Genomic DNA, 26183 nt, shown 5'->3' with positions numbered 1-26183 from the left:
CCTATAGCTATGTACAAGAATCTGCTACACACCCTGGACAGCTACGCGGCCATCAACCCTTTTACGTGGGTCTATGGCCTGGGGCGCACCATCATTGCCTTGGGCACCCTCCTCACACTGGTATTCAGCGGGCCTGAGGTGTTGTTTGATCGGCAGCTGTTTGGCAAGCTGAGCCTAGACCCTTCGCTCGAGCACTTCAACATTTTCTTCCTCTTTGGCTTCGAGCACCTTGGGGCCGCCTACGCGGTGTGCCTGGTAGTGCTGGCGCTGGTGGTATCCGGCGTATTGCCGCGCTACACGGGTGTGCTGCACTGGCTGGTCACCTACAGCCTTCTGCAGGCGGCCAGCCTGGTAGAGGGCGGCGACCAAATCGGCTCCATCGTGACGATGCTGCTAGTGCCGGTGACGCTGCTGGACGGGCGCAAAAACCACTGGGTAAACGAGCCGCAGCTCCGGCCGAGCTATTACCGCAACTTCATTGCCCGCGGGGCTCTTACGCTCATTGCCCTCCAAATGGCGGTGCTTTATTTCCACGCCGGCATCGAGAAGATGTATAAGCTGGACGAGTGGAAAAACGGCACGGCGGTGTATTACTTCTTCAACGACCCGCTGTTTGGCTACCCCGACTGGATGCAAAGCTTTCTGGCCCCCGCTCTGACCAATGCCCACGTAGTAACCGCCCTGACCTGGGGCACCGTGATTTTTGAGATCCTGCTGTTTGGCGCCTTCTTTATGGCTGCTGCCCAGCGGCGCAAGCTGCTGGGGCTGGCCATCGGCTTCCATTTCGGTATTGCGCTGGTATTTGGGCTGGTCAGCTTCTTCTTGGCCATGGCGGGCAGCCTGATCCTGTATATGCTGCCGGTACAAACGCCCTTTCCGCGCATAAAAAAGAGGAAAGCCCACCCGGAGCCTTCCTCTGCTTATCTGCCGCAGCCTACCATGGCCGTGGCCTGAGCTTACTGCTTCACTTGCCGGGTGCGCTCCACGATGGAGCGGCCCAGCGTGATTTCATCGGCATATTCCAGCTCGCCGCCCATCGGAATGCCCCGGGCAATAGTGCTGATATTTACGTCCGGAAACTCGCGCAGCTTGCGCGACAGGAAAAACGCGGTAGTGTCGCCTTCCATCGTCGGGCTTATGGCCAGGATAATTTCCTTGACTTCCGAATCGGGAATACGGGTCAGCAAGGTATCGATGTGCAGGTCGCTGGGGCCAATGCCCTCAATGGGCGAAATAACGCCGCCCAGCACGTGGTACACGCCTTGGTATTGACCGGTATTTTCGATGGCAATAACATCCCGAATATCCGATACCACGCACACCGTAGAATGGTCGCGCAGTGTATTGGCGCAGATACCGCACTCCTCGGTGTCCGAAATATTGTGGCAGATCTGGCAGTACGTTATTTCAAACCGCATCTTCGCCAACGCCTCCGCCAGCGCGCTGGTAGCTTCGGTTTCCGCCTTGAGCAGGTGCAGCGTGAGACGAAGCGCGGTTTTGCGCCCGATGCCAGGCAGCTTCGCCAGCTCACCAACTGCGTTTTCTATGAGTTTGGAAGGAAATTCCATTCAGCGTTGAGAAGTAACAATAGAACTGTCATCCTGCACGGGACGAGAACCTTATCTACGCAAATACCAATTTCTGCGTAACCAAGGTCCTTCGCCCGCGCAGGATGACAGACGTTTTTTAGCGGAGGCTACAAGACGTCGGCAGAGATGCCCCGGTCGTGAATGGCAGTACACATATCGGCCAGCTCCTCGTAGGCGCCATGCTTCACGGTGCACCGGCCCTTATGATGAATCAGCAGGGTGCATTGCTCGGCCTGTTCCGGCTCGTGGCCGCACACGTCGATTAGGGTCCGGATAACGTGCTCAAAGGTGTTTACGTCATCGTTGTACACAATCAGGTCGCGCACCTCAATGGTTTCTTCCAGCAGCAGTACATCCTCGTCGTAGTCGATTTGCGGTTTGGTGGTCATGGCACAAAAGTACGGAAAATCGGGTAAAAAAGCGTCTTTACCGGGCACCCGGCCTGGTATAACCCATTCGTAGCCAGAATCGTTTCCGGACTTTTCGGCATTCGCCGGCCGGCCGGCTGATGACCGGTTGGCGGGCCCGCTGGCGGCGAAAAGCACGGAAGCCGGCCGTGCGGAGTTCTTCGCAAATCCACCGTAATTTCCGGCCCTGAACCTCCCACCTTTCCCCTGTTTATGCTCCCCTCACTCATGTATGACTTCTCACACGACGTAGTGGGGTAGCAGCACCGCCTCGGTTCCCGCAAAAAACCGTGAATCCGGACTCCAGCTCCATTCCTGCGTGTACCACGGCCAGCCGCACAACGTAGGAGGCAAAAGCCGGGGGAAACGCTCCCGAAAATCACCTGCTACTTCAACCACACCCTTTGATTCAGCTAACGGGTGACGGGCGTCATGTTACAGGTATTGCGGCGGGCTGATGATGCTCGCTGTTGCCCGCCGCAATGACGCTTGCCACCCGTTACTGGTATAGACTTCCATGCCCGTTCCATCTTCCGAATTTAAGAAAGCCCTCAAGCGCCTGCCCGACGCCGACAAGGAAAAGCTGCTACTCCGGGCCGTGCGCCGCGACGCGGAGCTGTACGAAACGCTGACCTTCGAACTGCTGCCCGACGTGACGCTGGAGCAGGTGTACGAGGCCACCTCGGACCGCGTGCACGAGCTGTTTAATGTGGCCGTAACGGGCCGCTTGCTGAATCGGAGCCTGAATAAAGCCTTGGGTAAAGCCGTGAAGGAAAGCGCCCGGGCCCGCCGCATCACCAAAGACAAGCGCCTGGAAATCGACCTGAACCTGTACGCGCTGCGGCTGATTTTCGACAACTACACCGGGCAGTTCGACTCGCCCTACAACGGCTTTTATGTAAGCACTGCCCGCCTCACGGCCCGCACCGCCCAGCTGATTCTGACCAACCTGCACGAAGACCTGTGGCTGGAATACAAGCCCGAGCTGGATGATTTTCTGACCCAACTCCACAACCGCAGCAAGAGCCGTAACCTTCGGTTTGAGCTACCCCGCGAGCTGGTGCTGCCAGTCTAAATAAAGACAAAGTGGCGGCGAATTAGATAATAGCAAGTACGTGCTGGATAAATCGTTTTTTGTGCTTCGACAGGCATACAGGGTGAAGAACAAACAGATAATTTTGATGGATGGCTCGAACTGTCTGAGCCGCTAGCTCTATCTTTTTCCCCCTCTTCTTCCTCTTTATGCCCAACACATTTACGCGTATTCTGGCCGGTTTTGCTATTCTGTTTACGACCGGCTGCGCGGGTAGCTACACGCCCATTCGCCCCAGCACGCTCACGAGCTACTCTTCTGTTTCGTCGCCCGACAGCCCCGTGGAGTTCAGCTACCAATACAGCGCCTTGTCCATCCATGGCCACAACAAGAAGTACATCAAGAAGGAGCGCAAGCGCGGCTACCAAACCGTAGCAGTGCGCATCAAAAACAACACCGGCAACGAGCTGAACTTCTCCCGCGACCTGGAGCTGTTCTTCGGCGACCGGCCTACCGTATCGGTGCCCGCCTTGCAGGCCGCCACGGATATGAAGCAGGGCGTCTGGATCTATCTGCTCTACACGCCATTGGCCGCAACGCTGGGTGGCACCACCAATCCGAGCACCGGCGTGACGACCGGCGGCACTATTTTTCCGTGGGGCTTGGGAGTAGCAGCTGGTAATATGCTAGGAGCCAGCGCTGCCAACAAGAATATGCGCATGGAGTTCGTTACCAACGATTTGACGAATAAAACCATTAGGCCGGGCGAAACCGTGCACGGCATCATTAGCCTGCGCGAAATGAACGTGGCCCCGCTGCACCTCGTATTGCGCAACAGCACGGCCGTGACGCGCCCCACCAATACGATGCCGGCCCAAACAACGTCGCCGGCACAAGCCTTGCCCGCCAGCGGCGGCCAGAAATAATCCTTCTATCTGACACGCAAAAGCCCCCGTCGTTTCATACAACGGGGGCTTTTGCGTGGGATACTTTCGTGCTTATTGCTTGGCAATAACGTTGAAGCTCATCGTGAATTCGTTGTCAATGGCTTTGTCGCCAATGCTTTCGAAGAACGACTTCGAGCCATATTTAATATCAAACTGCGTGCGGTCGATAACGGCGGTGCCGGAAGCGGCAGCCGCACCGTTTTTCACGCCCATCTTGGCGGGAAAGGTAACGGGCTTCGTGATGCCTTTGATGGTCAGGTTGCCGGTTATCGTGGCGTTGTTAGCATCAGCCGCCGCGCCTTTGATGGACGTAACCTTCGTGATTTTGAACGTTGCGGTCGGGTTCTTCTCAATGCTGAAGAAGTCGTCGGAGCGCAGGTGGCCCATGAGTTTGCCGTTCGTGTCGGCATCGGTGATGTCAACTACTTTCAGCGAGTTCATATCCACCAGGAAAGTGCCGCCCGTAATTTGGTTGCCCTTCACTTCCACGTCGCCACTCTTGAACTGAATGGTGCCGCTGTGCTGGCCCGTTACTTTTTTGCCCACCCAACCCAAGGTGCTGAGCTGCGGCTGTACTTTATAGGTAGATCCGGCTTTGACGCTGGTGGCGGCTTTGGGGGCCGTTGGATCTTTGGCTACTGCGGGAGCGGCCAATACGGAAGCAACGAATAAGGCGGAGAGAGCGAATTTTTTCATGACGAAAGTGTGGTAAGGAAGAAACAAGGGAATGACTGAAAAACGTCAGTCGCGGATTTTGTCAAGTAGGGCATTCAGCTGCGTTACTTCGTCCGGCGTCAGCGCGTGTATGCTCTGCTGGCGGCTGAGCACGGTGGCATCCATAGTCTGCAGCAGCCCCAGGCCGGCTTCGGTGATGCGAATATCCACGGCCCGGCGGTTGCTGGGGCACACAGTGCGGGTTACCAGTGCCTTGGCCTCCAGCTTATCCACGATGCGGGAAGCATTGCTGGTTTTGTCGAGCATGCGCTCAATAAGCAGGTTCACGGTGGCGGGCTTGGGGTGCTGGCCCCGCAGAATGCGCAGCACATTGAACTGCGGCAACGTAATATCAAACTCGCGAAAGGCCGCAGCTTGCCGCTGCTGCAACCACCCAGCCGTGTAGATCAGGTTGATGTACCCTTTCTGGTATTCATCCTTAAATACGGGCTGCTTGATTTCGTCTTCTATTCTCATAAGGTGCACGCAGCCGGGCTGAATTACGCTGCAAATATATGTACATACATTTAATGTGGCAACACAGTTTAGCAAATTCTTTTTCGGGTTTCAGCCATCGGGCCAAAAACTGATTTTAGCCAAACCCGTAAGCTGCGGAGTGTACCCAAACTCCGCGCCATGAATCGCCACTTGCTTTCCGCCCTGCTGTTAGCTGCCTTATCTACCCCGCTGCTTAGCGCAGCCCAAACCAAACCGGCTGCCCGGCCAATCGGAGCCAACAGCGGCGACCAGTTTCTGATGCGCGACGGCGAAGTACTGCTGCGGCAAGGCGCGACGACGAAGCCCCTGACCAAAAATGTGGTGTTGGCCGATGGCACGAAAGTAAACTATAAAAGCGGCATCGTGGAGCTGCCCGGCGGCAAGAAAACCACCCTCCGGGACGGCGATTATGTAACCATGAAGGGCGAAATAGTGTTTGCCACGCCTGGTAGTGCTGCTGCCTCCCGGGGCGACGCCGCCGCACCCGCCGCGGCGCAGTATGAGCAGTACGTGGACCGCAACTCGCCACCGACTACCGCCGACATGGAAACCCGCCTGGGCAGCCTGAACAGTCGCATCACGCTCATGGCACAGAAAATTCAGCTGCTCAACGACAAGATCAACCTACTGAGCGGCAGCACCCAGCGCCCCGCCGATACCAGCCAGCTCGACCAGCAGATAAAAGCCCTGGACGACCAGCTGCGGCAGGTGAAGTAGCGAAAGTGCTAACCAAGAACCACGATACTCAGCGGTCTTTCCTGCGCCACTAGGGGTGCAAACCGAAACAACATTTCAAAAAGCTCCGGTATCTGGGATTCAGATACCGGAGCTTTTGCTTTTCGGTACGGCAGGTCAGCCAGCTACCGGCCGCGTGACAGTCCAGGCCACTGGCAGCGCCGTCAGCAGTCCATTTTCCTCCTGCACCAGCCCGAATGGTTCGTCGCGCACGATCAGGAAGCCGTCGAGGTCACACACATCAGCCAGACTACTGAGTTGCAGCGCCGACCAGATACCCAGCGACGTTTCGACCATGCAGCCCAGCATTGTTTGCAGGCCGTGGGCGCGGGTTTGGGCCAGCAGCCGAATGCCATTCCGGTAGCCGCCGGCTTTCATCAGCTTCATATTTACACCATGAAACTGCTGCGCAATGGCCGTGAAGTCGGCGGTATCGGTTACCGATTCGTCGGCGAAAACCGGGTACGGGGAGCGGCCACGCAGGTAGCGGTAGTCAGCGGGGCAGGCGGCGGGCAGCGGCTGCTCCAGCAGCCGTACCCGCAGCGCAGGCAGCGTCTGTATTCTCTCCAAAAACTGCAATAAGGAGTCAGCGTCGGCCCAGGCTTCGTTGCCATCAACGAGCAGCTCCCGGCCGGGCAGCACTTGCGTAATAGCCCGCAGCAGATCGTAGCCGCTCTCCTGGTTCACCTTGATTTTCAGTAGCGGGAAGCGGCTCATCTGCTGCGAGGCCACGAAGCCGGCTACCGCTCCGGGCTCCATAATGGGCAGCGAAAACGCGGTGGGCACTCTGCGGGCCGGGGCCGGCACGCCCAGCCACGCCGCCACCGACTGCCCGGTGCGGCTGGCTTCATAGTGTACCAAAGCAGATTCCAGGGCAAAGCGCAACGCATGGGCCGGGGCCTGCGCATCCAGAAACTCTTCCAAGGCGGGCAGCGTGCTGAACGTTGCCAACCCGGCTTTTAGCAAAGCGTCAAACTCGGCCGTTAGCTTTTCCGGGGTTTCGCCGTAGCGCACATTGGGTGCAGCCTCTCCCCAGCCCGTGGGGCCGGCGGCACCTTCCCCGACGCTTACGAGCAGGTTAGTTTTGGTGGTGGAAGCGTTGCGGGCAATCTTCCAGGTGTAGCGCAGCGGAAGCTCGTGGGCGGTCAGGGTCCAGGTGAGAGGCACGGCAAAATCGGGTAAGGCAAAACAAGTCCGCAGAGGTACGAAAAACAAGATTGTGAACGGGGAATCCACGACGAAAGTCAAAAACCTATCTTTGCTGACTTTCCCGCCTTGTTTCCCCTTTCGATTTTCTCCTGCATGAAGCTTTCCCGCCTCGTTTCTCTGATTCTGCTGCTCTTTGTCATTGCCCTGACCCTGACCGTGCTGCAGGCCAACAACATCGGCGGCCTGCCGGAGGCCCTGCCCAAGATAGCCCGCTGGCTGGCCCTGGCGGCCCTGGCAGTATATGCCGCCCAGCGCCGCTCCCTCACTTTCTGGATTGTAGTGAGCATGTTCATCGGGGCCGAGTTTGGGCACGACTACCCCACGGCGGCCCAGAACATGAAGGTGCTCAGCGACGTCTTCCTGCGCTTGGTCAAAACGATTATCGCCCCGCTGGTATTCGCGACGCTGGTCGTCGGTATTGCCGGCCACGCCGATCTGAAGCAGGTGGGCAAAATGGGCCTGAAGGCGCTGATTTACTTTGAGGTAGTCACCACGTTTGCCCTGTTCATCGGGCTGGCAGCCATCAACCTGACCAAAGCCGGAGTGGGCATCAGCCAGGCCGGCGCGGAGGGCGAGCCGGAAAAGCTGCAAGCCGTAGAGCAGACCACCTCCGATATTATCCTGCATATTTTCCCCGAAAACATTGCCAAATCGGTGTCCGAGGGCCAGGTGCTACAGGTGGTGGTATTTGCCATCATCTTCGCCATTGGCCTGGCCATGGTGCACGGCAAGCACCGCCGCCCGATGCTGGAGTTTGCCGAGAGCTTGTCGGAAGTGATGTTCAAATTCACCAACGTGGTCATGTTCTTCGCTCCTATCGGTGTGGGTGGGGCGCTGGCCTACACGGTCGGCAAAATGGGCTTCTCGCCGTTGGTAAATGCCTTTAAGCTACTCCTGACGCTGTATGGCGCACTGGCGGCTTTCCTGTTGCTGGTGCTGGTGCCCGTGGCCCTCATTGCCCGCATTCCGCTCAAGCGCTTCATCCAGGCCATTGCGGAGCCCGTTAGTATTGCCTTCGCTACTACCAGCTCCGAGGCCGCCCTGCCCCGCGCCATGGAAGCCATGGAAAGCATCGGGGTACCGCGCCGCGTGGTGGCCTTCGTGATGCCTACCGGCTACTCGTTCAACCTGGATGGCACTACGCTCTACCTGTCGCTGGCCGCCGTGTTTGTGGCGCAGGCCGCTGGCATCGAGCTTTCGCTGGGCCAGCAGCTGGTGATGGTATTTACCCTGATGCTCACCAGCAAAGGCGTAGCGGGCGTACCCCGTGCCTCGCTGGTTATTCTGCTAGCCACGGTGGCATCGTTCAATCTGCCTTCATGGCCGGTGTTCATCATTCTGGGTATCGACGCGCTGATGGATATGGCCCGCACCGCCGTGAACGTAATTGGTAACTGTCTGGCTACGGCCGTAGTAGCCCGCTGGGAAGGGGAGTTTGTGGATAATTACGTGGCTCCTCCTATTGATGACTTGGCCGAGGCCGATAGCAGCATTGCCCAGCACGCGCACTAAAAAGCGGCTTGATTCATTGTTTTCTGAGCACGAGGCAGGGCCGCAAGCCCTGCCTCGTGTGTTTTAGCATCTATAAAACAGAAAGTAGTAACTATTCAATATTTGCATTAAAAAGCAAACGACTTCACGTAATTAGCGTTAGCAGCAGCAGCCTGAGCGGCACCTATACTTCTAACCACATCTGCATGAAGCGTTTAGTACGAATTTCTTTGCTTAGTTTGTTTTTGTTGACAATAGGGTGCCGCTCGATGAACCGGGCACTGTTTACGATGCCTACGGCGGCGCTGCCCGCCCGCCTGCCCGCCCTGGATACTACCTTGGACGCCAGCGCATTGCTGGCCTCGGATGGGGCTACGCCCTCTGATGCCGAGCGCTTGTTTCAGTTGGAGCTGAAGCGCAACCTGATGGAACCGGAGGATAGCGCCAAGTTTGGCTACATCAAATTGCAGATTATCAATGCCAGCATGAAGCGCACCGGCCGCGGCTTTCAGGTGTTTCAGATGGTGACGCTGATGACGCCGAGCTTTCTGGGCGTACCGCTGGAGTATTTCCGCACCACCCTGCAGGCGGAGCTGCACATCATCGACGTGCACGGAAACACGCTGGCAACCTACACCGGCAAAGGCGCTTCCAAGATTCGGGTGGCCATGTACCACGGCTACTCCCAAAAAGGTGCCCCTCGCCTGGCCGACATCGAAGCCCTGCGCCAGGCCCTGAACGAAATCCGGCCCCAACTGGCCAACGACGCCAGCGCCCTGCGCGAGCAGCTGCTCGCCGCCGCCGCTCCGGACCCCGTCGTCATCACCGCAACGCCGGATATGATAACGCTAGGCGATACGCCTGACTCCCCGGCTCCTACCGATTCGACGGAGACGAGGGTGAGCAACAAGTAGGTCTTCTTTCCCCTCGTATATCAAGCGGCGGCACCTTGTGTCGCCGCTGCTGTTTGTGGGCCTCCGTGGCCGTCGGTGGCGCTGCACTATACGCCCGCCGCTGGAATTTAGGGCGGGATGTGCAATCTTTAGCCACGCAGACAGTCTCTGAGCGCGCAACGCGTCGGTGGGACGCGGTATTTACTTACTTCTCTTTTTCGTCATGAAACACTCTGTGCAGACCTGGCTTTTGGCCGCTGGTCTTCTGGCTGCGCCCTTGGCGCAGGCGCAAAAAAAGTCGGCACCTGCCTCTACGCCCGCTTCAGTGGCTACGCCGGGTCCGGCGTTTCCGTACCCGGTGCAGCAGAAGCTGCTGGCCAATGGCCTAAACGTGGTGACCGTGCCCTTCGACTCGCCCGGCCTGGCCTCGTTCTTTCTGGTGGTGCGGGCCGGCTCGCGCGACGAGGTGGAGCCGGGACACACCGGATTTGCCCACTTCTTCGAGCACGTCATGTTCCGGGGCACCGACAAGTATTCGACGGCCCAGTACAACGACGTACTCAAAACGCTGGGTGCGTCGGCCAACGCCAATACCTCCCTCGACCGGACGGTGTACCACATGACGGGCAACGCGACGATGCTGGAGAAAATGTTTGAGGTGGAAGCCGACCGGTTTCAGCACCTCAAGTATGCCGAGCACGACTTCAAGGCCGAAGCCGGAGCCGTGAAAGGCGAATACACCAAGAATTCGGCCTCGCTCTACACCCAGCTCAACGAGAAAGTAGCCGACGCGGCTTTCGACAAGCACACCTACGAGCACACCACCATGGGCTTTTTCAAGGATGTGGTGGACATGCCCAATCAGTACCAATACTCTCTCTCGTTCTTCGACCGGTTTTATCGGCCCGAGTATACCACCTTATTAGTGGTGGGCGACGTGAAGGCGGAGCAGGTCAATCAGTTGGCCGACAAGTATTTCAGCATGTGGAAGCGCGGCAGCTACCAGCCCGCCATTACGGCGGAGCCCGAGCAAACTACGCCCCGCTACGTGCATATCCAGAATGCCAACTTTCCGCCCCTGATGAGCCTGAGCTACCGGGGCCCGGCATTCACCGACCAGAACAAGGATTTGCCGGCGCTGGATATTCTCTTTACGATGCTGTTCTCCGACAACTCCCCACTCTATGAGAAGCTGGTGGTGAAGGAGCAGAAAGTGCGCTTCGTGGGTGGCTCGCCCAACTACACCCGCGACCCCTACCTGATGTCGGTGCGGGCCTCGGTGGTGAAGGCGGATGATATGCCCTACGTGAAGGAAGAAATCATTAAGGCCCTGGAAGAGCTGAAAACCAAGCCGCTGGACGCCAAGCGACTGGCCGACACCAAATCGGCGCTGAAATACGGCTTCCTGATGGGCCTCGACTCGCCCGACCAGATTGCCAACAGCTTAGCGGAATTTATCTGGCTGACCGGCGACGCGCAGTCGTTGAACCGCTTCTACTCGCTCTACGACCAGGTAACGCCGGCCGATATTCAGGCCGTGGCCAAGAAGTATTTCGTGCCCGAGCATGTTACCGTGGGCACTATCGGGCCCAACTCTACCGGCGGCATTCAGTAGCTCCGGCCTTTCTTTCGCGACGACGACTTCATTCTCTGATTCACCGGGCCTCGGCCGGGTAGCATATCTTCTCCAATGAAACATATTTTTTCCCGCCTCCTGTTCGCCGGCGCGCTGAGCGTGGCCGCTGCCGCCCCAACACGGGCCGCCGACGTAGTGGAGCTGCGCCAGCCCAACGCCTCGAAAGTGGTGGTGAAGCTGCAATTCCGTAACGGCTCCTCTGCCGACCCCGTGGGCAAGGAAGGCCTTACCTACCTCACCGGCCAGCTACTGACCGAAGGCGGCACCAAAGCCATGACCCCGGCCCAGCTCAAGGACTTTCTCTACCCGATGGCCACGCAGTACTATGCCACCATCGACAAGGAAGTGACCACCTTTACCTTCGAGTTTCACCGCGACTTTATCGACAAGTTTTACCCGGTACTCCAGGGGCTGATGCTCACGCCCAGCTTCACCCAGGAGGATTTTGACCGGCTCAAGTCCAACCAGCTCAACTACGTGGAGCAGGTCATCCGGGCTTCGTCGGATGAGGACTACAGCAAGTTTGCTCTTGAAGACCAGCTGTTTCGGGGCACGCGCTTTCAGCACATGACGCGCGGCACCGCCGCCGGCGTGAAAAGCCTCACGCTGGCCGATGTGAAAGCCTATTACGCCGCTGCTTTCGGCAAAGACAACCTCACTATCGGCATTGCCGGCAACTACCCCGCGTCGTTTGCTAAAAAGCTGAAGGATGATTTGGAGAAGCTGCCCAAAAGCACGGCCAAGGCTGTAGTGCCTACGGTGGCGGCTCCCAAAGGCATTCGGGTCGAAATCATCAGCAAAACCGACGCCCTGGGCTCGGCCGTATACGCGGGCTTCCCCATCCAGACCACCCGCGCCAGCGACGACTTCGCAGCCCTGATGGTGGCCAACTCCTTTCTCGGGGAGCACCGCAAAAGCTACGGCAAGCTCTACGACAAGATCCGCTCGACCCGCTCGATGAACTACGGCGACTACAGCTACATCGAGTGGTATGAAAATGGCGGCTCTAACATGCTGCCCGTGCCCGGCGTGCCCCGCCACGCCAACTATACCAGCCTGTGGCTGCGCCCCGTGCAGATTGCCGAAGGCCTGCGCAAGCAATACCCCGCCGAGCTGGGCACGCTGAAAGTAGGCCATGCGCCCTTCGCCCTGCGCCTGGCCGTGCGCGAAATGGACAACCTGGTACAGAGTGGCCTGACCAAGGAAGACTTCGAAATAACGCGCACTTTCCTGCGCTCCTACGTGAAGCTCTACGGCACCACACCCGCCAAGCAGCTGGGATTTTTGCTCGATTCCAAGTTCTATGGCCGCAAAGACTACCTGCGGGAGCTGGACGGCCAGTTGGCCAAGCTCACGCTCGACGATGTGAATAAGGCCATCAAAAAGCACTGGCAAACCCAGAACATGTACGTCACCATCGTGACGGACGACAGCGAGGTTCAGGCGCTGGCCGAGGTGCTGAAGCAAAACACACCTTCGCCCATGAGCTATGCCAAGGTAGTAAGCGAAGGGCTGCCCAAGGCCGTAGTAGCCGAAGACGCGCAGATAGCGGCCTACAAGCTGAACGTGACCGAGGTGAAAATCGTGGATACCAAAGACACATTTAAGTAAGTCGTATTCAGCTGTTATGAAACTGTGCAGGAAGTAGATATAATCAATTCAGAACGACAGGCTTCCTAAACGGCCTCTGTACATAAAAACCGCTCCGGCATACGCCGGAGTGGTTTTTTTTCGTTTCTGATTAAACGTTGCCGTGCCTCACGCATCTATGAGCTGAAGATTGGCACCCACGAATTTATCTATCAGACGTATGAAACTTCCTCTGTTTACAGCCACCCTACTGCTGCTGGCCGTGCTGCTGGCCGGCCCCGGCACCTTCGCCAAAGGCCGCGACGACAAGCCTGGCCGCCAGGAAGTAAAAGCCTATTACCAGGCCAATGTGCTGCCTGTAGTGCGGCAGCAGCGTCAGAAGCTGGAAACCCAGCTCTCGGCCGATGACAAAGCCCAGCTGGCTACCTACCGCACCCAGCTTCGGGAGCTACGCCTGCGAGGCAAAGCCCTGCAGGAAAGTATGCGGCCGAGCGGCACTACCGAAACGCGCCTCGCCCTCACCGATGCTCAGCAGCAGGAACTGCGCTCCGCCAGCCGGGAAATTATGGTAAAAGTGGGCTTACTGGCCAAAAAATACGAGGCTCCGCTAACGCAATTGGCGCAGGAAATCCAGCCCCAGAAAGACCAGTGGGCTACTGACCTTAAGGCTATTGCGGCCAGGTATGCTACACCCGAGCAGCTGGCCAAGCACCGCGAGCTGCGGCACCACCAGGGCCACTTAGGGCAGTTTCTCCGGCCCGCGAAGTTCCTGCTGCTCGACCCGAACGCCCCAGCTTCGGCAGCCGCAGACAATGCTACGGCTACGGCTACGGCCGTGTACCCGAACCCGGCTGCTGCAACCAACCAGCTGGAGTACTCAGTGAGGAAAGCCGGCCCCGTTACCATCGAAATCCTGGATGGCCGCGGCAACACGCTGCGCCCCGTGGTGCAAAACGAGCAGCAGGAAAAAGGCAGCCACACGCTGACCACCAACCTGAGCGACCTACCTAACGGGACATATTTCTATAAAATAACGACCCGCTCGGGCACCGAAACCAAGCGCTTCGTCAAGCAATAAGACCGCCGCTTTGTTCGTAGTAGAAGCCAGCCCCGTCCGGGGCTGGCTTCTTGTTTTTCGTTGATTTCTGACCGCACCGCCCGCCGTTATCGGGATGCTGCGTTTAGGGCCTTACCTTTGGCTGGCTATGCTACGCAAACTTCTTACCTGGTTTCTTCTGCTCGGCGCGACTTTGGCTGTTTCGGCCTGCTGCGTCAACAACACCTGCTTTTGCCGGGACAATAACGACGATGTCGTTTTCTTCCGCTTCACTCTGGGCCCGGGCCAATTTTCGGCGGCTGAAGTGGATACTGTTTATATCCAGCGCAAAGCCCTGGACCCGAAAAGTGCTTTTAAGGGCGACTCCATCCGTATCATCCGGACGCCGGCCAACGCGGGTGACTCGCTGGTGCTTGGCCCCACCGGCCCTTTCACGGCCCTGGGGGTGCGCTTTACGAACTACCAATACACCATTCGGCTGACGCACCCGGTCCGCAGATTCGTGATTGACTCCCTGCGTGTCGAAGGCCGCTTTGAGAGCGAGAGTGGCTGCTGCACCTGCTACCGCAACCTGCGCAAGTCCTTGCGCGTGAACGGCGTGCGCTATGACGCTTACGACCCGACTGGCGAGGATAAACCGGTGTATATTCCGCTGAGCAAACCCTGAGCTACCAGGGGCGGCGGCGCGGAAACGGCCATTTCCAGTGCCGTCGTCCGGGTCTGGGCGCGGTGCGTATACAGCTCCACCGACTGCCGCGCGCACTGTGAATCAATCCGCCAAGACGAGCTGTTATATCCGCACTTATGCTACGAGAACCTACCGCCCACCCGGCTGCAACTACCCTGGCTTTTCCGTTCGAAACGCACCTCAGCCTGGAGCCTATCATTGCCTACTGGCAGGCCCGCGAGAATGACCCCAACCCCGGCGTAGCGCTGCTGGCCCGCTCCATCGCCGAGCAGGTGGCGGCTGCGCCCTGGTGCCGGGGGCCCATCACCGACCTGAGTGTGCTGGATTGCAGCTGCGACTTGGTCGAGACGCTGCTGATGGCCGTGTTTCCGCCCGCCTCGTTTCAGACCGATATCAGCGGCGCGGTGCCGCCCTTTCAGCGCCTGAGCTTTTACCACACGCCCAAGTTTGCGGAAGTGCTGCTTAACAACAATAAAACCGTTAAGCAGCCCCTCAACTTCGACACGCGCACCATGGATATCTACATGGCGCGCATGGTATACCAATTGATTCTGGACAAGATATACGGCGTGCATCTGCCGCTGCAAGGCACCATCATCTTCACCGTACCCGACTACAACATCGGCTCCTACCGCCATTACGGTGTGGGCTACAACTCGTCGTTTGTGGATGTGCGGCTGATGGGCGAAAAGCCCGACCTGACGCCCGCCCAGATTGAGCACCTGGGCCACAACCTGCACCGCGCCGACTTGTGGCACGAGCTGCTCCCGCCCGAGCGCTTCGTGCTCGAGGGCTTCAACATTCTGCACTTGGTGGATGTAACGGAGCAGGAAATATTATCGGAGCTGAAATACGACCTGCTGGAGCGCGACGTGCTGCAGGCTTCCGACCGCCTGGAGCAAATTCAGGAGAAGCTGCGCGTGCTGTTTGGCCGGCCGTTTCTACAGTTGGGTATTGCCGCCTACGACGATAAAAAGCGGGCTTTTGTGGATTTTGGCCGCAAAATCAACCATAGCTTCCTGACCAAGCAGCTCAACAACCAGGATGCCGGGTCGGGCTTTCGGCGCATCTACAACCAGCTGCTGCTGGACCGGCAGCCGCTGGTGCTGCAAAACGTAGCCCAGGCCGACATTCCCGAAGACCTGCGCGAGCAGATTCTGAGCATTGGTATCAAAAGCGCCATTCTGGCCCTGCTGCCTTACGGCGACGACACGGTAGGCCTGCTGGAGCTAGGCTCGCCCAACGTAGGCGACCTGGATGAGTTCTGCATCGAGGAAGTTACCCAGTTCGTGCCACTATTTGCGGTGGCCGTGAAACGCAACTCGGAGGAAATCCAGACGCGGGTGCAGGCCATTATCAAGGAAAAGTTTACGGCCATTCATCCCACCATGGAATGGCGCTTCACCGATGCGGCCCTGAACCTGCTCAACAAGATCGAAGAGGGCAATAAGAGCGCCGAAATGGAGGATATTATCTTCCAGGACGTGTATCCGCTGCACGGCGCCAGCGACATTCGCGGCAGCAGCACGGCCCGGAACGAGGCCATTCAAGGCGACCTGATTGAGCACCTCACGCTGGCCAACAAAGTACTCAAGAAGGCCTCCGCATTTCAGCAGCTGCCCATTCTGGATGAGTTGAAGTTCTACGTCAATAAGAACCTGCGCCGCCTGCGCCAGGGCATCCTGACGGGCGACGAAGTCAGTATTTTTGAGTCACTGAAGGCGGAAGTAGAGCCCTTGTTTGAGTACCTGGGCACCAACACGCCGGAGCTGCGGCCGGTTATAGCGCACTACTGGAGCAACATCGACCCCGAGTTGGGCATCCTCTACAAGCGCCGTAAGGACTTTGAGCAGAGCGTGACCTTGCTCAACGACACAGTAAGCGACTATCTCGACGAAGAAGAGGCCAAGGCCCAGCTGATGTTCCCGCACTATTTCCAGCGCTTCAAAACCGATGGCGTGGAGCACAACATCTACGTGGGGGCGTCCCTGGTCGAAAACAAGCCCTTTGATCTGGTATTTCTGAAAAACCTGCGCCTGTGGCAACTGCTGGTGACGGTCGAAATAACACGCCGCACGGCCGCGCTACAGCCGCGCCTGGCCGTACCGCTCGAAACCACCCAGCTTATTCTGATCCACGGCCAGTCCCTGAGTATCCGCTTCCGGCAGGATGAGCGGCAGTTCGACGTCGATGGGGCCTACAATATCCGCTACGAAATCATCAAGAAACGCATTGATAAAGCCACCGTAGCGGGCACCGGAGAGCGGCTCACGCAGCCGGGCAAGATTGCCCTGGTCTATGCCCAGCCCCGCGAAGCGGCCGAGTACATGGAGTACATCGACTACCTGCAGGACCGTAGCATGCTGGAGCCGGAAGTGGAAGAGCTGGAACTGGAAGAGCTACAGGGCGTCAAAGGCCTGTTGGCATTGCGGGTGAAAGTGAAGCTGTAGGATGGCAAGGTTGATTCTAACTCAGATTCGTCTATCGTTCTGAATACGGCGAAGGGCCTTTTTCCATCTACCCAGCCAGGTCAATAAGCGAACAAAGCCCTTTGCCGCTGTGGTGGCAAAGGGCTTTGCTGGTTGAATAATGGGTAGCACACAACTAAGGAAGATGCTTTGCCATGCTCAGAATGACACAGACGATGCAACATTAGCCCACCACTTCACTGTCCTCCACTTTCGCCTGCTCGCGCCACCACAGATGCAGGCCCGAGCGCAGCAGCACCAGCCAGCTCAGTCCGGCAACGAAGCCGGCCAGCACGTCGGTGGCATAGTGCACATGCAGGTAAATCCGGGTGAGGCCGATGAGCACCGCCCACAGCAGCAGCGCTACGGCCAGCTGCGGATGGCGCCGGTGCCGCCACAGCTGCCAGGCCAGACAGCCGTAGAGGGCCATTCCAATCATGGCGTGGCCGCTGGGAAAGCTCAGGCCCAGCTGCGGAAACAGGGCCGTATCGGGGCGCAGACGGTGAAAGTGGGTTTTGAAGAGCTGGTTGAGGATGGCTGAGCCGGCTACGGCCCAGAACACCTCAACCGCTTCGCGCCGCCGCTTGGCCCAGACCAGCACGGCCGGAATACCCACGGCCGCCAGCACCAGAAAGGGAGCCGACGCGAAAAACGTGACCACGATAACCCACTGGGTAAGGCCCGGCAGCGCGGCCCGGAGCGCATCGAGCTGGGCAAAAGCAGCTTGGTCCAGCACCATGGACCGCTCCACGAACACGACCCGCGTGAGGTAGAAGAAGGCAACCATGTTGCTCAGAAACACCAGCAGCAACACGCCCACCTCCACAGCCAGGAAAGTAAGCAGCGTAAAGAGGCGCGTGACGAGCGGTTTCATACCAAGCAGGGGCTGGGAAATAATGGGCAAGGTAGGCGGAAGCGGGCGGGCCGGAAAACAAAAAAGCCGATCCTTTCGGATCGGCTTTCGTGGTGCGCTCGGAGAGACTCGAACTCTCACACCTTGCGGAACTGCCGCCTGAAGACAGCGCGTCTACCAATTTCGCCACAAGCGCAACGCATCGTTGAAAAGTGTACTTCCCTATCGGAGGTGCTTTTCAACGATGCAAAGATACGGGCCTTGGGCGTATTTTATCAACTATGCGGTAAAAAAAGTCGGCTGAAACCTTTTCAAAACCGCTATCCAGGCTGTTTTTCAGTCAATTGCGTGGTGGATTTAAATCTGGCTTTTACCGTTTTTTCGATCTGCTGGAGCAGCGGAATGGCGATTAGCAGCCAAACCAAGCCGGCCGTGAAGCCTGCCAGCACATCGGAAGCGTAGTGCACCCGCAGGTAAACGCGCGTGAGGCCGATGAGGAAAATCAGAGCGAGCAGAGCCACAATGAGCAGCCAGCGCAGAACTTTTTGCCGGCGCAGGTGTGTCAGTAGCAAGTAGATCAGGAGGCCGTAAAACGAAGCGCTGATCATGGCGTGGCCGCTGGGAAAGCTCAGCCCCGACGCCGATACCAGCGGCAGTAGGGGCCGGGGCCGTTGGTAGGTATTTTTCAGCACCAGGTTCAAGGTGATACTCCCCAAAGCCACCACCGGGACCAGCAGCGTGTACCAGCGGTGGCGGCGCAGAAACAGAAAGTAGCTAATGAGCAACAGCGCTACGGTGGTAATGAAATTGCGCGAGGCCAGGAAGGTAGTCTGCTCCACCCAACCACTCTTATTCTCGCCCAGCATGTGCCGCGCCCAGTGAAAAGCCCGCGCATCGAACACGGCTGCGTCCTGGTCGAGCACCTCGCGGCCCAGCGCCAGAAACCCAACTACCCCTAGCACACCAATACCCAGGGTGAGGGCAAATTCGGCGATGAATAGCATGCAGCCGGCCAGGATGCGGCGTAAATAATCAGTCATTGCTGCGCTGAAAATGGTAATGTTGCTGCATACGAATCCCGCCCTTCACTGGCCAGAAATACCTTGGGCAGCTTACCGCCTACCTGTATTCTCCCGCTCATTTTATTCCCGAAGATGTCACTTGCCGATGCCGGCTTCGACCGGGTAGCTGCTTTCTACGACCAACTGGCCCAACTGGTGTTTGGCGATGCGCTGCGGCGCACCCAGCAGGCGGCGTTGGCCGGGCTGCCGGGTGGGCGGCCCAGGGTGCTTATCATCGGGGGAGGCACGGGCTGGGTGCTGGCGGAAGTGTTGCGGCAGCAGCCCGACGCTCGGGTGCTCTACTTAGAGGCCTCAGCGGTGATGCTGGCCAAGTCGCGGGAAACATTGCTCCGGGAAGCACCCAGCCGGGCGGGCCAGGTGGAGTTCCGACTCGGCACGGAAGACGCGCTGCAGCCCACGGAATCGTTCGACGCCATCGTCACCTTCTTCTTCCTCGACTTGTTTGAGCCCCTGCGCCTGCGGAGCATTGTGGCCCGCCTCAACCAGGCCCGGCGGACCGGAGCCCCGTGGCTGGTAGCCGATTTTAGGCCGCCCCGCACCCTATGGCAGCGAGCCTTGCAGAGCACGATGTACCGCTTTTTCCGCCTCACTACCGGTATCAGTGGCCGCCGTATGCCCGATTTGCACCAGGAATTGGCGCACTTCCAGCTTCGGGCCCAGCAGCAGACGCTCTTTTTCCGGGGCATGGCCGAGGCGACGGTATTTGGCTGAGAACCCAGGCGGCAGCGGGAAAAACTATCGAGCCAACGCTTAAGTAGCACCGAAGCGCCCTATTTTTAGGCCTTCATCCTCGTCCCTTTCTTTGCTTATGCGGAAATCCGCCGTTACCCTCCTGCTGGCGCTGGCCCTACCCGTCGCGGCCCTGGCCCAGACTCCGGTGCAGTATACCCTTGCGTTTCCTAATGCGGTTCACCACGAAGCTCAGGTGTCGGTGGTGTTTTCGGAGCTGAAAGCCGGCCCGCTGCAGGTTCGGATGGCCCGCAGCTCGCCGGGCCGCTACGCCCTGCACGAATTCGCCAAAAACGTCTACGATGTGCAAGCTACCGACTCGAAGGGAAAATCGTTGGCCGTTAGCCGGCCCGATCCTTACGGCTGGGACGTGAGTGGCCACGACGGCACGGTGCGCTTTACCTACACCCTGTTTGGCGACCGAACCGACGGCACCTACGCCGGCATCGACCAGCAGCATGCCCATTTGAACATTCCGGCCACGCTGGCCTACGCCCGTGGGCAGGAGCAGCGACCGGCCGAGGTGAAGTTTGAGTTGCCCGCCGGCTGGCAGGTGGCCACGCAGCTGCGCCCCGATGCTGATAAAGGCTCGTACTACGCGCCAAACTTGCAGTACCTGATGGATAGCCCCACCTCGCTCGGGGCCCAGAAAACCCGCTCCTGGCAGGAACAGGGCCGCACCATCGAGCTCAGCGTACTGCACGAGGGCACCGACGCGGAGCTGGATGACTACACGGCGAAAACCAAGAAGATTGTACGAGAAGCCGCAGCCGTCTTTGGGGGGCTGCCGCAATACGATTTTGGGCGCTATACCTTCGTAGTCAATTACCTGCCTCAGACCAGCTCCGATGGCATGGAGCACCGCAACTCCACGTCGGTGACCAGCAACCGGCCCCTGCGCGGCGACGACGTGATGAACAATCTGGGCACGGTGTCGCACGAGTTCTTCCACAGCTGGAACGTGGAACGCATCCGTCCCCGCGACCTGGAGCCCTTCGATTTCGAGCGGGCCAATATGAGCAACTCGCTCTGGTTTGCGGAGGGCTTCACCCAATACTACGGCGACTTGCTCATGCGCCGGGCCGGCATCTTTACCGACGACCAGTATTGTAAGTATACCCTTAGCGGCCTGGTGGGCGCTATGCTGACCTCACCTGGCGCGGCCCGCTTTTCGCCGGTGCACATGAGCCAGCAGGCTCCTTTCGTGGATGCCGCCGCCGCCATCGACCCCAACAACCGCGGCAACACCTACCTCTCCTACTACTACATCGGCGGCGCCAACGCCTTGGCCCTGGACTTGCTGCTGCGCCAAAATCACAAAACCGACCTCGACACCTACATGCGCGCCGTGTGGCGGCAGCACGGCAAGGAGCAGCGCGACTACGCCCCCGCCAACCCGTACACCTTGGCTGACTTGCAGCGTGTGTTGGGCGAAGTAAGCCGCGACACGGCATTTGCAGGCCAGTTTTTCCGCCAGCATCTGCTGGGGCATCAGCTCCCAAAGTTCGATGAGCTGCTGGCTCCGGCCGGCTTGCTGGTGCGCCGCGCCAAAGCCGGACAGGCGAGCTTTGTGGGCCGCCTCAGCTACAACGCCGCCGACAGCACCGCCACCGTGGGCAGCACCCTCATCGGCAGCCCGCTCTACCAGGCCGGCCTCGACCGGGAAGACGTGGTGCGCAAGATTGACGGTCAGCGCCTGACCAGCGCCAAAGCAGTGCAGGACTTGTTGGCCACCCACAAGCCCGGCGACGCGGTAGCCGTGGAATACCGCACCCGCGGCGGCGTGCGCACCACGCAGGTTACGCTGGCCGAAGACCCGACGCTGGAAGTGGTAACCTACGAAACCGCAAAACGCCCCGTGACAAAGGCTATGAAGAAATTTCGGGCGGAGTGGCTGAACGGGAAAGCCAAGTAGCTGTAGCCCGGTAGCGCCCAAAAAAGGAAGGAACGCCAGCACCGGCGTTCCTTCCTTTTTTGGGGTACTTTTTCCCGTTTTTCGCTTCGGCCTTCACAAACAACCGCCTACGTACAGCCGTTTCCCTGTATTCCGCACCCAACAATCCTGTATGCCCAAAGACTTCCGCCTCGTGCTGATTTACGCCATTATTCTGCTGGACGTCATCGTGGGAGCGGCCATTGGGCCGATTATGCCGGAGTTCGTGCGTGGGCTGCGGCAGCCGCAGCTGTGGCTGTCGTTGGGCACAGCGCTGTTTCTGGGGGTGCAGCTGTTTTCGGCCCCGGTGCTAGGCAAGCTTTCCGATGGCTACGGCCGCCGCCCCATCCTGATTGTATCGGCCGTGGGCACCTTGCTGGCCAACTGCCTGCTGCTGCCGGTGCGGGCGGGCCTGTACTTCACCAACCGCGTCAGCGACGGGCTGACAAACGGCATGTATGCCACGGTGCGGTCGGCCATTACCGATATTTCGGCCAAGGAGGACCTGTTCAAGAATCTGGGTATTGAGGGCGCTATTATCTCCCTGGGCTTTGTGCTGGGGCCTATGGCGGCAGGTGTGCTGCTCACGGTGCTGGCCGTGCCGGTGGGCCAGCAGGCCACCTATGTAGTAGGCCTGGCCGTGGCGCTGGCGGCCGTGAACGTAGGGTTGAGTTTCTGGCTCCGCGAAACGCACCCACAACGCAACGGGGTGCGCGGGGCCGAGCTGCGGGCCGAGCTGAGCCGCTCCCTGAACGTTTTCACCATCTGGACCCGCCTGCAGGCCCGAGACACACCCGCTCGTGGCCTGCGGGCCATCGTGCTCATGCAAGTGGCCCTGACGATGAGCACGGGCTACTATTTCTACTTCGTGCCTTTTGCCAGCCTCGGGCCACTGCGCATGGATGCCCGCGCGCTGTCTTACTTTTTCATGTATTTCGGGGCGCTCAGCATTGCCATCAACTACGTTTTCTACACCTACTTCGCCGACCGCATCAATCAGCGCAAGGCCATTTTCTGGCTGGCATTGGTGAGCGTGCCCGTACTGGCCAGCTACGGCCTGGTGGGCCAGTCGCGCTGGGCGCTGTACGTCATCATTACGCTCGACTGCTTCACGCTCTCCCTGATTCAGGGGCTACTGGAGGGACTACTGGCGCAGCGCACGACCGATGAGGACCGAGGCGAGATTTTCGGGCTGAACCAGGCCGTGCAGGGTCTGGCCAGCTTTGCTACCATAGTGGTGTGTGGCGGTTTGTCGGTGGTACGGCTGGAGCTGCCCTTCGCTTGGTTTGGAGCCTGCATAGCGGCCGTGGCCTGGCAGGCGTGGCGCGGGCTGCGCCAGTCGGAGCAGGTGCTCACGCCACAGCCGCACCCTTAGAAGCTGTCTGAGTCATTCAGAACGGTCATGCTGAGCGAAGTCGAAGCATCTCTACCGCTTCGTCGGGCTGCTCAAACGAAGCGGTAGAGATGCTTCGACAAGCGGACGCCAGATAGAGCATGACCGTTTCAGATTTTTTTTGCTAACTCAAACAGCTTCTTAGGTAGCAGAGTAGATGCGGAAGCACACCAGTACTACAACCATTACCACGCCCAGCACCATGATGCGCAGGCCGTGCACCCGGTCAGAGGCGCTGTAGGCGAGAACCTGCCGGTCGGCGGTGCGCTGCTTGCGGAGTAGAAGCACTGCCTCGGAACTGATTAGCTTGCCCCGATCCTGTAGAATCTGGCGGGCCAGGGTCACGGCGAAGCCGTTCCACTCGTTGGGTTTGAGCAGCACATCTATCAGCTCCTCATCGGTAAACGTGAACAGGTAATGGTCGGGCGACACCTGGCCTATCAGCTGCTGATTTTGGGCTTCCTCCAACCCGCGGACTATTTCGAAATCCTGGGGATGCAACTTTACCACGAAGTGCGTGCTCGTTTCGTGGTTGGCACACGTGACGTCGAAGGCCGGCCGGCCGGAGTTGGTTTCGAAGGCTACGTCGTGCCGAGGCAGCAATGCGAGCAGCGGCGCTGCAACTTCGGAAGCAGGAAACTATTGAAGCTGTTTAGCAGGTCGCTGAAATCCATCAGACTGTCATGCTGATGGATTTCGGCGACCTGCTAAACAGCTTCAGCTTGAAAATGCCACGGATGATGGCGGCCCGAACTTAACTCACTTGCTTCAAAGCCGGCGCAACCAGCAAGAGTTCGGTGCAACGGAACGATGATTCACTAAACGGGTGCGTCCTCCCTTGCCCGGTGAAAAACCGGATGAATAAGAGCCCAACGCTCCGCGCCCCTTTCGGTACGCGGGGCGTTTTGATCGGCTGGATTTTTGGAGCATATTTTTCAAAAACTAAAAAATATGCTCCAAAAATACGTAGCGGTCTTTACCGGCCTGCTACCAGTGGCGCAGGTGGCGCACCCGCTCGGCGACATCGGGTAGGGCTGTGGCGGGCTGAAACGTGGTGAAGGGGGCAGGCAGCTTTTTGGCCGGAAACAACGGCACTAATTCGGGCATGTGAATAGCGGAAATAATAGGGGTGCGGAAGGTAGGCAGCACTGCAGGTTGTGAGCGACAAATAGGAGGGATAGGGAATAGTTGGTCTGAAAAAAATTCGGGGTTAATTCCAGTAGCGCACAAGGAATACATATTTATGAGGCTGTTTAGAAAGTAAAATAGAAGATCATGTCTCCCGTTGGTCGACATGACGTTTTAGGGTGTTTCGAGCGACGTTCTAAACAGCTTCGTTGACAGGAAACGAAATCAGCCATTGCTCTGCCTAAAAATACGCCGCTAGATAACGGATTCTTAACGACGAGTCTGATATGGCATTCTTTTTCCTGCGGCCACGTTTCGTATCTTGTTGAACCAAATTATTCGCTCCTTCTCCTTCCCTTTGGCTATGCTCCGTTCTACCCTTGCCCTGAGTGCACTGCTAGGTTGTTTGGCCGGAACCGCGGTGGCCCAAACCACGGCCCTGCCTACCACGCCCACCCCAGCCGATGCTGCCCCGAAGCTGGGATTCGGCGGTCCACGGGCGTCGTATAGTATGAGTGCGGGCTTTGTCACGGCGGGTCGGTTTGGCTCGGCGTCGTATCTCACGCCCCTGGCCTCTTACCAGCTGACAAAGCGGTTTTCGGTATTCGCGGGCCTGACGTACATGCATCTCGTGCCGGGCATTGGGGCTACTACGCCCGAAGGAACGCGTACTATCGGGCTGGCGGGCCAGAACCGCTACATCGTGCAGGGCGGTGGCGCCTATGCCCTGTCGCCGCGCGTTACGCTGGTAGGCTCGGCCTGGAAAGATCTGACGGCACCTGCTGTTGGCGCGGGCCTGAGCCCGTATTCTGGCTTCAGCAACCTGGGCTCGGGCGTCAACATGCGCGCCGACTTCAAGCTAACTGAGCACATGACAATTTCGGGCGGGGTGCGGGTTTCCAACGGAGTCGCGCCCGGCTACTCACCCTTTTCGGTGGGGCCGTTTGGGTATTAACCTTCCTATTCCCTAGCTGAAACGGCAAAGCCCCGGGAAATTTCCGGGGCTTTGCCGTTTCTTTGGCTTTCCGCTTCTCCTTCGACTTCCGCCCGCATGGCCGCCCGCATTACCTACGCCCGCAACGAACAGCTGCGCACCATTAAGCCCGGCTACCCTGGCAACAAGCTCTTCGGGGCGCAGTTTGCTAACGGCGAAACCCTCTACACGCCCGATTTCAGCAATGTGTTTCGCTGGAAATTTCTGACCGAAAACCCGCAGAAGGAGGAGAAAAAGGCCGACACCTGGACGCCGGAAGTAGTGAGCTGCTCGGAGTTTCTGCGCGGCCAGGATGACGGGCTGGTCTGGCTGGGCCACGCCAGCTTCGTGCTGCGCACGGGCGGCACCACGCTCCTTTTCGACCCGCTGCTCTTCGATTCCGCGTTTCTGAAGCGCCGCCACCCGCTGCCCTGCCGCCCCGAGGAGCTGGTTAACATCGACTTGCTGCTGCTCAGCCACGGCCACCGCGACCATCTCGACGAGGCTTCCATCAGGCTGCTGGCCCGCCAGAATCCGCAGCTGCGGGTGTTGTCGTCGCTGCGGATGGGGCCGCTGCTGCGCGGCATGGCCCCGGGCCTGCCGGTGCAGGAAGCCGGCTGGTGGCAGCAGTATGACCTGGGCCCAGCTGCGCCGCTGGAAATGTACTACCTGCCCGCCGCCCACTGGCACCGCCGCGGCCTTGCCGACGTGAACCGCGTGCTTTGGGGCAGCTTCCTGCTTCGGGCCCAGGGCAAGCTCATTTATTTCGCCGCCGATAGCGCCTACGCCGGCCATTTCGAGGAAATCGAGCGACAATTTGGGCCCATTGATATCTGCCTGGTGGGCATCGGGGCCTACAAGCCGACCTTTATGATGCAGCTCAGCCATACCAACCCGCACGAAGCAGCCAAGGCGGCCAACGTGCTGCGCGCCGGCCACGTGGTGCCCATGCACCACGGCACCTTCGACTTGTCGGACGAGCCGGCCTCGGAGCCGCTGCGCACCCTGCGGGACGTGGCGACGGGCAACATGCTGCGCGGCGAGCTGCACACGCCAGCCGTGGGCGAGGTGATGCGCTGGCCGGAGTGGGACTAACGGCGCACGGGCCGCAACCAGGAAGGCCCGCTCAAGTGCACT

At 59.0% G+C, this 26183-nt stretch carries 24 protein-coding genes and 1 tRNA gene; 16 read left to right on the top strand and 9 right to left on the bottom strand.

Translation table 11 applies throughout. The features are described from left to right. Positions 1 to 9: 9 nt before the first annotated feature. Positions 10 to 954: a sporulation-delaying protein SdpB family protein gene (locus E5J99_RS08910; RefSeq protein WP_135497377.1), complete on the top strand. Its 945-nt coding sequence runs from the start codon at positions 10 to 12 to the stop codon at positions 952 to 954. Positions 955 to 956: 2 nt separating this feature from the next. On the opposite strand, the gene recR is transcribed toward E5J99_RS08910, so the two are convergent. Both recR and E5J99_RS08900 read right to left on the bottom strand, forming a co-directional pair. Then, the gene (gene recR, locus E5J99_RS08905; protein ID WP_135497376.1) at positions 957 to 1568 is read right to left on the bottom strand and encodes a recombination mediator RecR; all 612 of its coding nucleotides are present in this window, start codon (positions 1566 to 1568) and stop codon (positions 957 to 959) included. A gap of 128 nt (positions 1569 to 1696) precedes the next feature. After that, a complete protein-coding gene (locus E5J99_RS08900; RefSeq protein WP_135497375.1) occupies positions 1697 to 1978 on the bottom strand; it encodes an ATP-dependent Clp protease adaptor ClpS in 282 nt (93 codons plus the stop codon). Positions 1979 to 2513: 535 nt separating this feature from the next. Between E5J99_RS08900 and E5J99_RS08895 the strand changes: the two genes are divergently transcribed. Beyond that, positions 2514 to 3071 (top strand): hypothetical protein, encoded by a 558-nt coding sequence (locus E5J99_RS08895; RefSeq protein WP_135497374.1) that lies wholly within the window; start codon positions 2514 to 2516, stop codon positions 3069 to 3071. Between the two features lie 167 nt (positions 3072 to 3238). Continuing rightward, positions 3239 to 3955, top strand: a complete 717-nt coding sequence (locus E5J99_RS08890) for a hypothetical protein (RefSeq protein WP_135497373.1) — start codon at positions 3239 to 3241, stop codon at positions 3953 to 3955. 72 nt (positions 3956 to 4027) lie between these two features. Here the strand turns inward: E5J99_RS08890 and E5J99_RS08885 are convergent, their stop codons facing one another. Then, positions 4028 to 4672: a YceI family protein gene (locus tag E5J99_RS08885; protein WP_135497372.1), complete on the bottom strand. Its 645-nt coding sequence runs from the start codon at positions 4670 to 4672 to the stop codon at positions 4028 to 4030. A gap of 45 nt (positions 4673 to 4717) precedes the next feature. Then, positions 4718 to 5167: a MarR family winged helix-turn-helix transcriptional regulator gene (locus tag E5J99_RS08880; protein WP_135497371.1), complete on the bottom strand. Its 450-nt coding sequence runs from the start codon at positions 5165 to 5167 to the stop codon at positions 4718 to 4720. Positions 5168 to 5326: 159 nt separating this feature from the next. On the opposite strand from E5J99_RS08880, the gene E5J99_RS08875 reads away from it, so the two are divergent. Further along, positions 5327 to 5905 (top strand): DUF6799 domain-containing protein, encoded by a 579-nt coding sequence (locus E5J99_RS08875; RefSeq protein WP_135497370.1) that lies wholly within the window; start codon positions 5327 to 5329, stop codon positions 5903 to 5905. 135 nt (positions 5906 to 6040) lie between these two features. On the opposite strand, the gene E5J99_RS08870 is transcribed toward E5J99_RS08875, so the two are convergent. Beyond that, positions 6041 to 7090, bottom strand: coding sequence for a dipeptide epimerase (locus E5J99_RS08870; RefSeq protein ID WP_135497369.1), 1050 nt, complete (start codon positions 7088 to 7090; stop codon positions 6041 to 6043). Positions 7091 to 7225: 135 nt separating this feature from the next. On the opposite strand from E5J99_RS08870, the gene E5J99_RS08865 reads away from it, so the two are divergent. From E5J99_RS08865 to E5J99_RS08835, 7 genes are all read left to right on the top strand, one after another. Then, complete coding sequence (locus E5J99_RS08865) at positions 7226 to 8644, top strand: dicarboxylate/amino acid:cation symporter (protein ID WP_135497368.1); 1419 nt, start codon at positions 7226 to 7228, stop codon at positions 8642 to 8644. A 218-nt stretch (positions 8645 to 8862) separates the two neighbouring features. Continuing rightward, positions 8863 to 9537: a hypothetical protein gene (locus E5J99_RS08860; protein ID WP_210114426.1), complete on the top strand. Its 675-nt coding sequence runs from the start codon at positions 8863 to 8865 to the stop codon at positions 9535 to 9537. 202 nt (positions 9538 to 9739) lie between these two features. Further along, positions 9740 to 11131 (top strand): M16 family metallopeptidase, encoded by a 1392-nt coding sequence (locus tag E5J99_RS08855; RefSeq protein ID WP_135497366.1) that lies wholly within the window; start codon positions 9740 to 9742, stop codon positions 11129 to 11131. Positions 11132 to 11206: 75 nt separating this feature from the next. Further along, a complete protein-coding gene (locus E5J99_RS08850) occupies positions 11207 to 12763 on the top strand; it encodes a M16 family metallopeptidase (protein WP_135497365.1) in 1557 nt (518 codons plus the stop codon). Positions 12764 to 12962: 199 nt separating this feature from the next. Further along, positions 12963 to 13820, top strand: a complete 858-nt coding sequence (locus E5J99_RS08845) for a T9SS type A sorting domain-containing protein (protein WP_135497364.1) — start codon at positions 12963 to 12965, stop codon at positions 13818 to 13820. A 127-nt stretch (positions 13821 to 13947) separates the two neighbouring features. Then, complete coding sequence (locus E5J99_RS08840) at positions 13948 to 14466, top strand: hypothetical protein (protein ID WP_135497363.1); 519 nt, start codon at positions 13948 to 13950, stop codon at positions 14464 to 14466. 137 nt (positions 14467 to 14603) lie between these two features. Next, positions 14604 to 16937, top strand: a complete 2334-nt coding sequence (locus tag E5J99_RS08835; protein WP_135497362.1) for a GAF domain-containing protein — start codon at positions 14604 to 14606, stop codon at positions 16935 to 16937. A 202-nt stretch (positions 16938 to 17139) separates the two neighbouring features. On the opposite strand, the gene E5J99_RS08830 is transcribed toward E5J99_RS08835, so the two are convergent. The 3 genes from E5J99_RS08830 to E5J99_RS08820 form a co-directional block, all read right to left on the bottom strand. Then, entirely contained in the window at positions 17140 to 17829 is a 690-nt protein-coding gene (locus E5J99_RS08830) for a phosphatase PAP2 family protein (RefSeq protein ID WP_135497361.1), read from the bottom strand. Positions 17830 to 17919: 90 nt separating this feature from the next. After that, positions 17920 to 18004: transfer RNA gene (locus E5J99_RS08825), tRNA-Leu, on the bottom strand. Positions 18005 to 18128: 124 nt separating this feature from the next. Further along, a complete protein-coding gene (locus E5J99_RS08820; RefSeq protein WP_135497360.1) occupies positions 18129 to 18848 on the bottom strand; it encodes a phosphatase PAP2 family protein in 720 nt (239 codons plus the stop codon). A 114-nt stretch (positions 18849 to 18962) separates the two neighbouring features. On the opposite strand from E5J99_RS08820, the gene E5J99_RS08815 reads away from it, so the two are divergent. From E5J99_RS08815 to E5J99_RS08805, 3 genes are all read left to right on the top strand, one after another. Then, positions 18963 to 19601 carry a class I SAM-dependent methyltransferase gene (locus tag E5J99_RS08815; protein ID WP_135497359.1) on the top strand — a complete coding sequence of 213 codons (639 nt, stop codon included), beginning with the start codon at positions 18963 to 18965 and terminating at the stop codon, positions 19599 to 19601. Positions 19602 to 19698: 97 nt separating this feature from the next. Further along, positions 19699 to 21534 (top strand): M61 family metallopeptidase, encoded by a 1836-nt coding sequence (locus E5J99_RS08810; protein WP_135497358.1) that lies wholly within the window; start codon positions 19699 to 19701, stop codon positions 21532 to 21534. A gap of 151 nt (positions 21535 to 21685) precedes the next feature. Beyond that, the gene (locus E5J99_RS08805; protein WP_135497357.1) at positions 21686 to 22927 is read left to right on the top strand and encodes an MFS transporter; all 1242 of its coding nucleotides are present in this window, start codon (positions 21686 to 21688) and stop codon (positions 22925 to 22927) included. Positions 22928 to 23086: 159 nt separating this feature from the next. Here the strand turns inward: E5J99_RS08805 and E5J99_RS08800 are convergent, their stop codons facing one another. Beyond that, the gene (locus E5J99_RS08800) at positions 23087 to 23548 is read right to left on the bottom strand and encodes a hypothetical protein (RefSeq protein WP_135497356.1); all 462 of its coding nucleotides are present in this window, start codon (positions 23546 to 23548) and stop codon (positions 23087 to 23089) included. Positions 23549 to 24437: 889 nt separating this feature from the next. On the opposite strand from E5J99_RS08800, the gene E5J99_RS08795 reads away from it, so the two are divergent. After that, complete coding sequence (locus E5J99_RS08795; protein ID WP_135497355.1) at positions 24438 to 25028, top strand: hypothetical protein; 591 nt, start codon at positions 24438 to 24440, stop codon at positions 25026 to 25028. A 96-nt stretch (positions 25029 to 25124) separates the two neighbouring features. Continuing rightward, positions 25125 to 26141: an MBL fold metallo-hydrolase gene (locus E5J99_RS08790; protein ID WP_135497354.1), complete on the top strand. Its 1017-nt coding sequence runs from the start codon at positions 25125 to 25127 to the stop codon at positions 26139 to 26141. Positions 26142 to 26183: the final 42 nt, after the last annotated feature.

It is taken from the genome of Hymenobacter elongatus (assembly GCF_004745955.1).
Classification (GTDB): domain Bacteria; phylum Bacteroidota; class Bacteroidia; order Cytophagales; family Hymenobacteraceae; genus Hymenobacter; species Hymenobacter elongatus.
The sequence above is the reverse complement of the archived record's forward strand: the minus strand, read 5'-3'. Positions and strand labels throughout refer to the sequence as shown.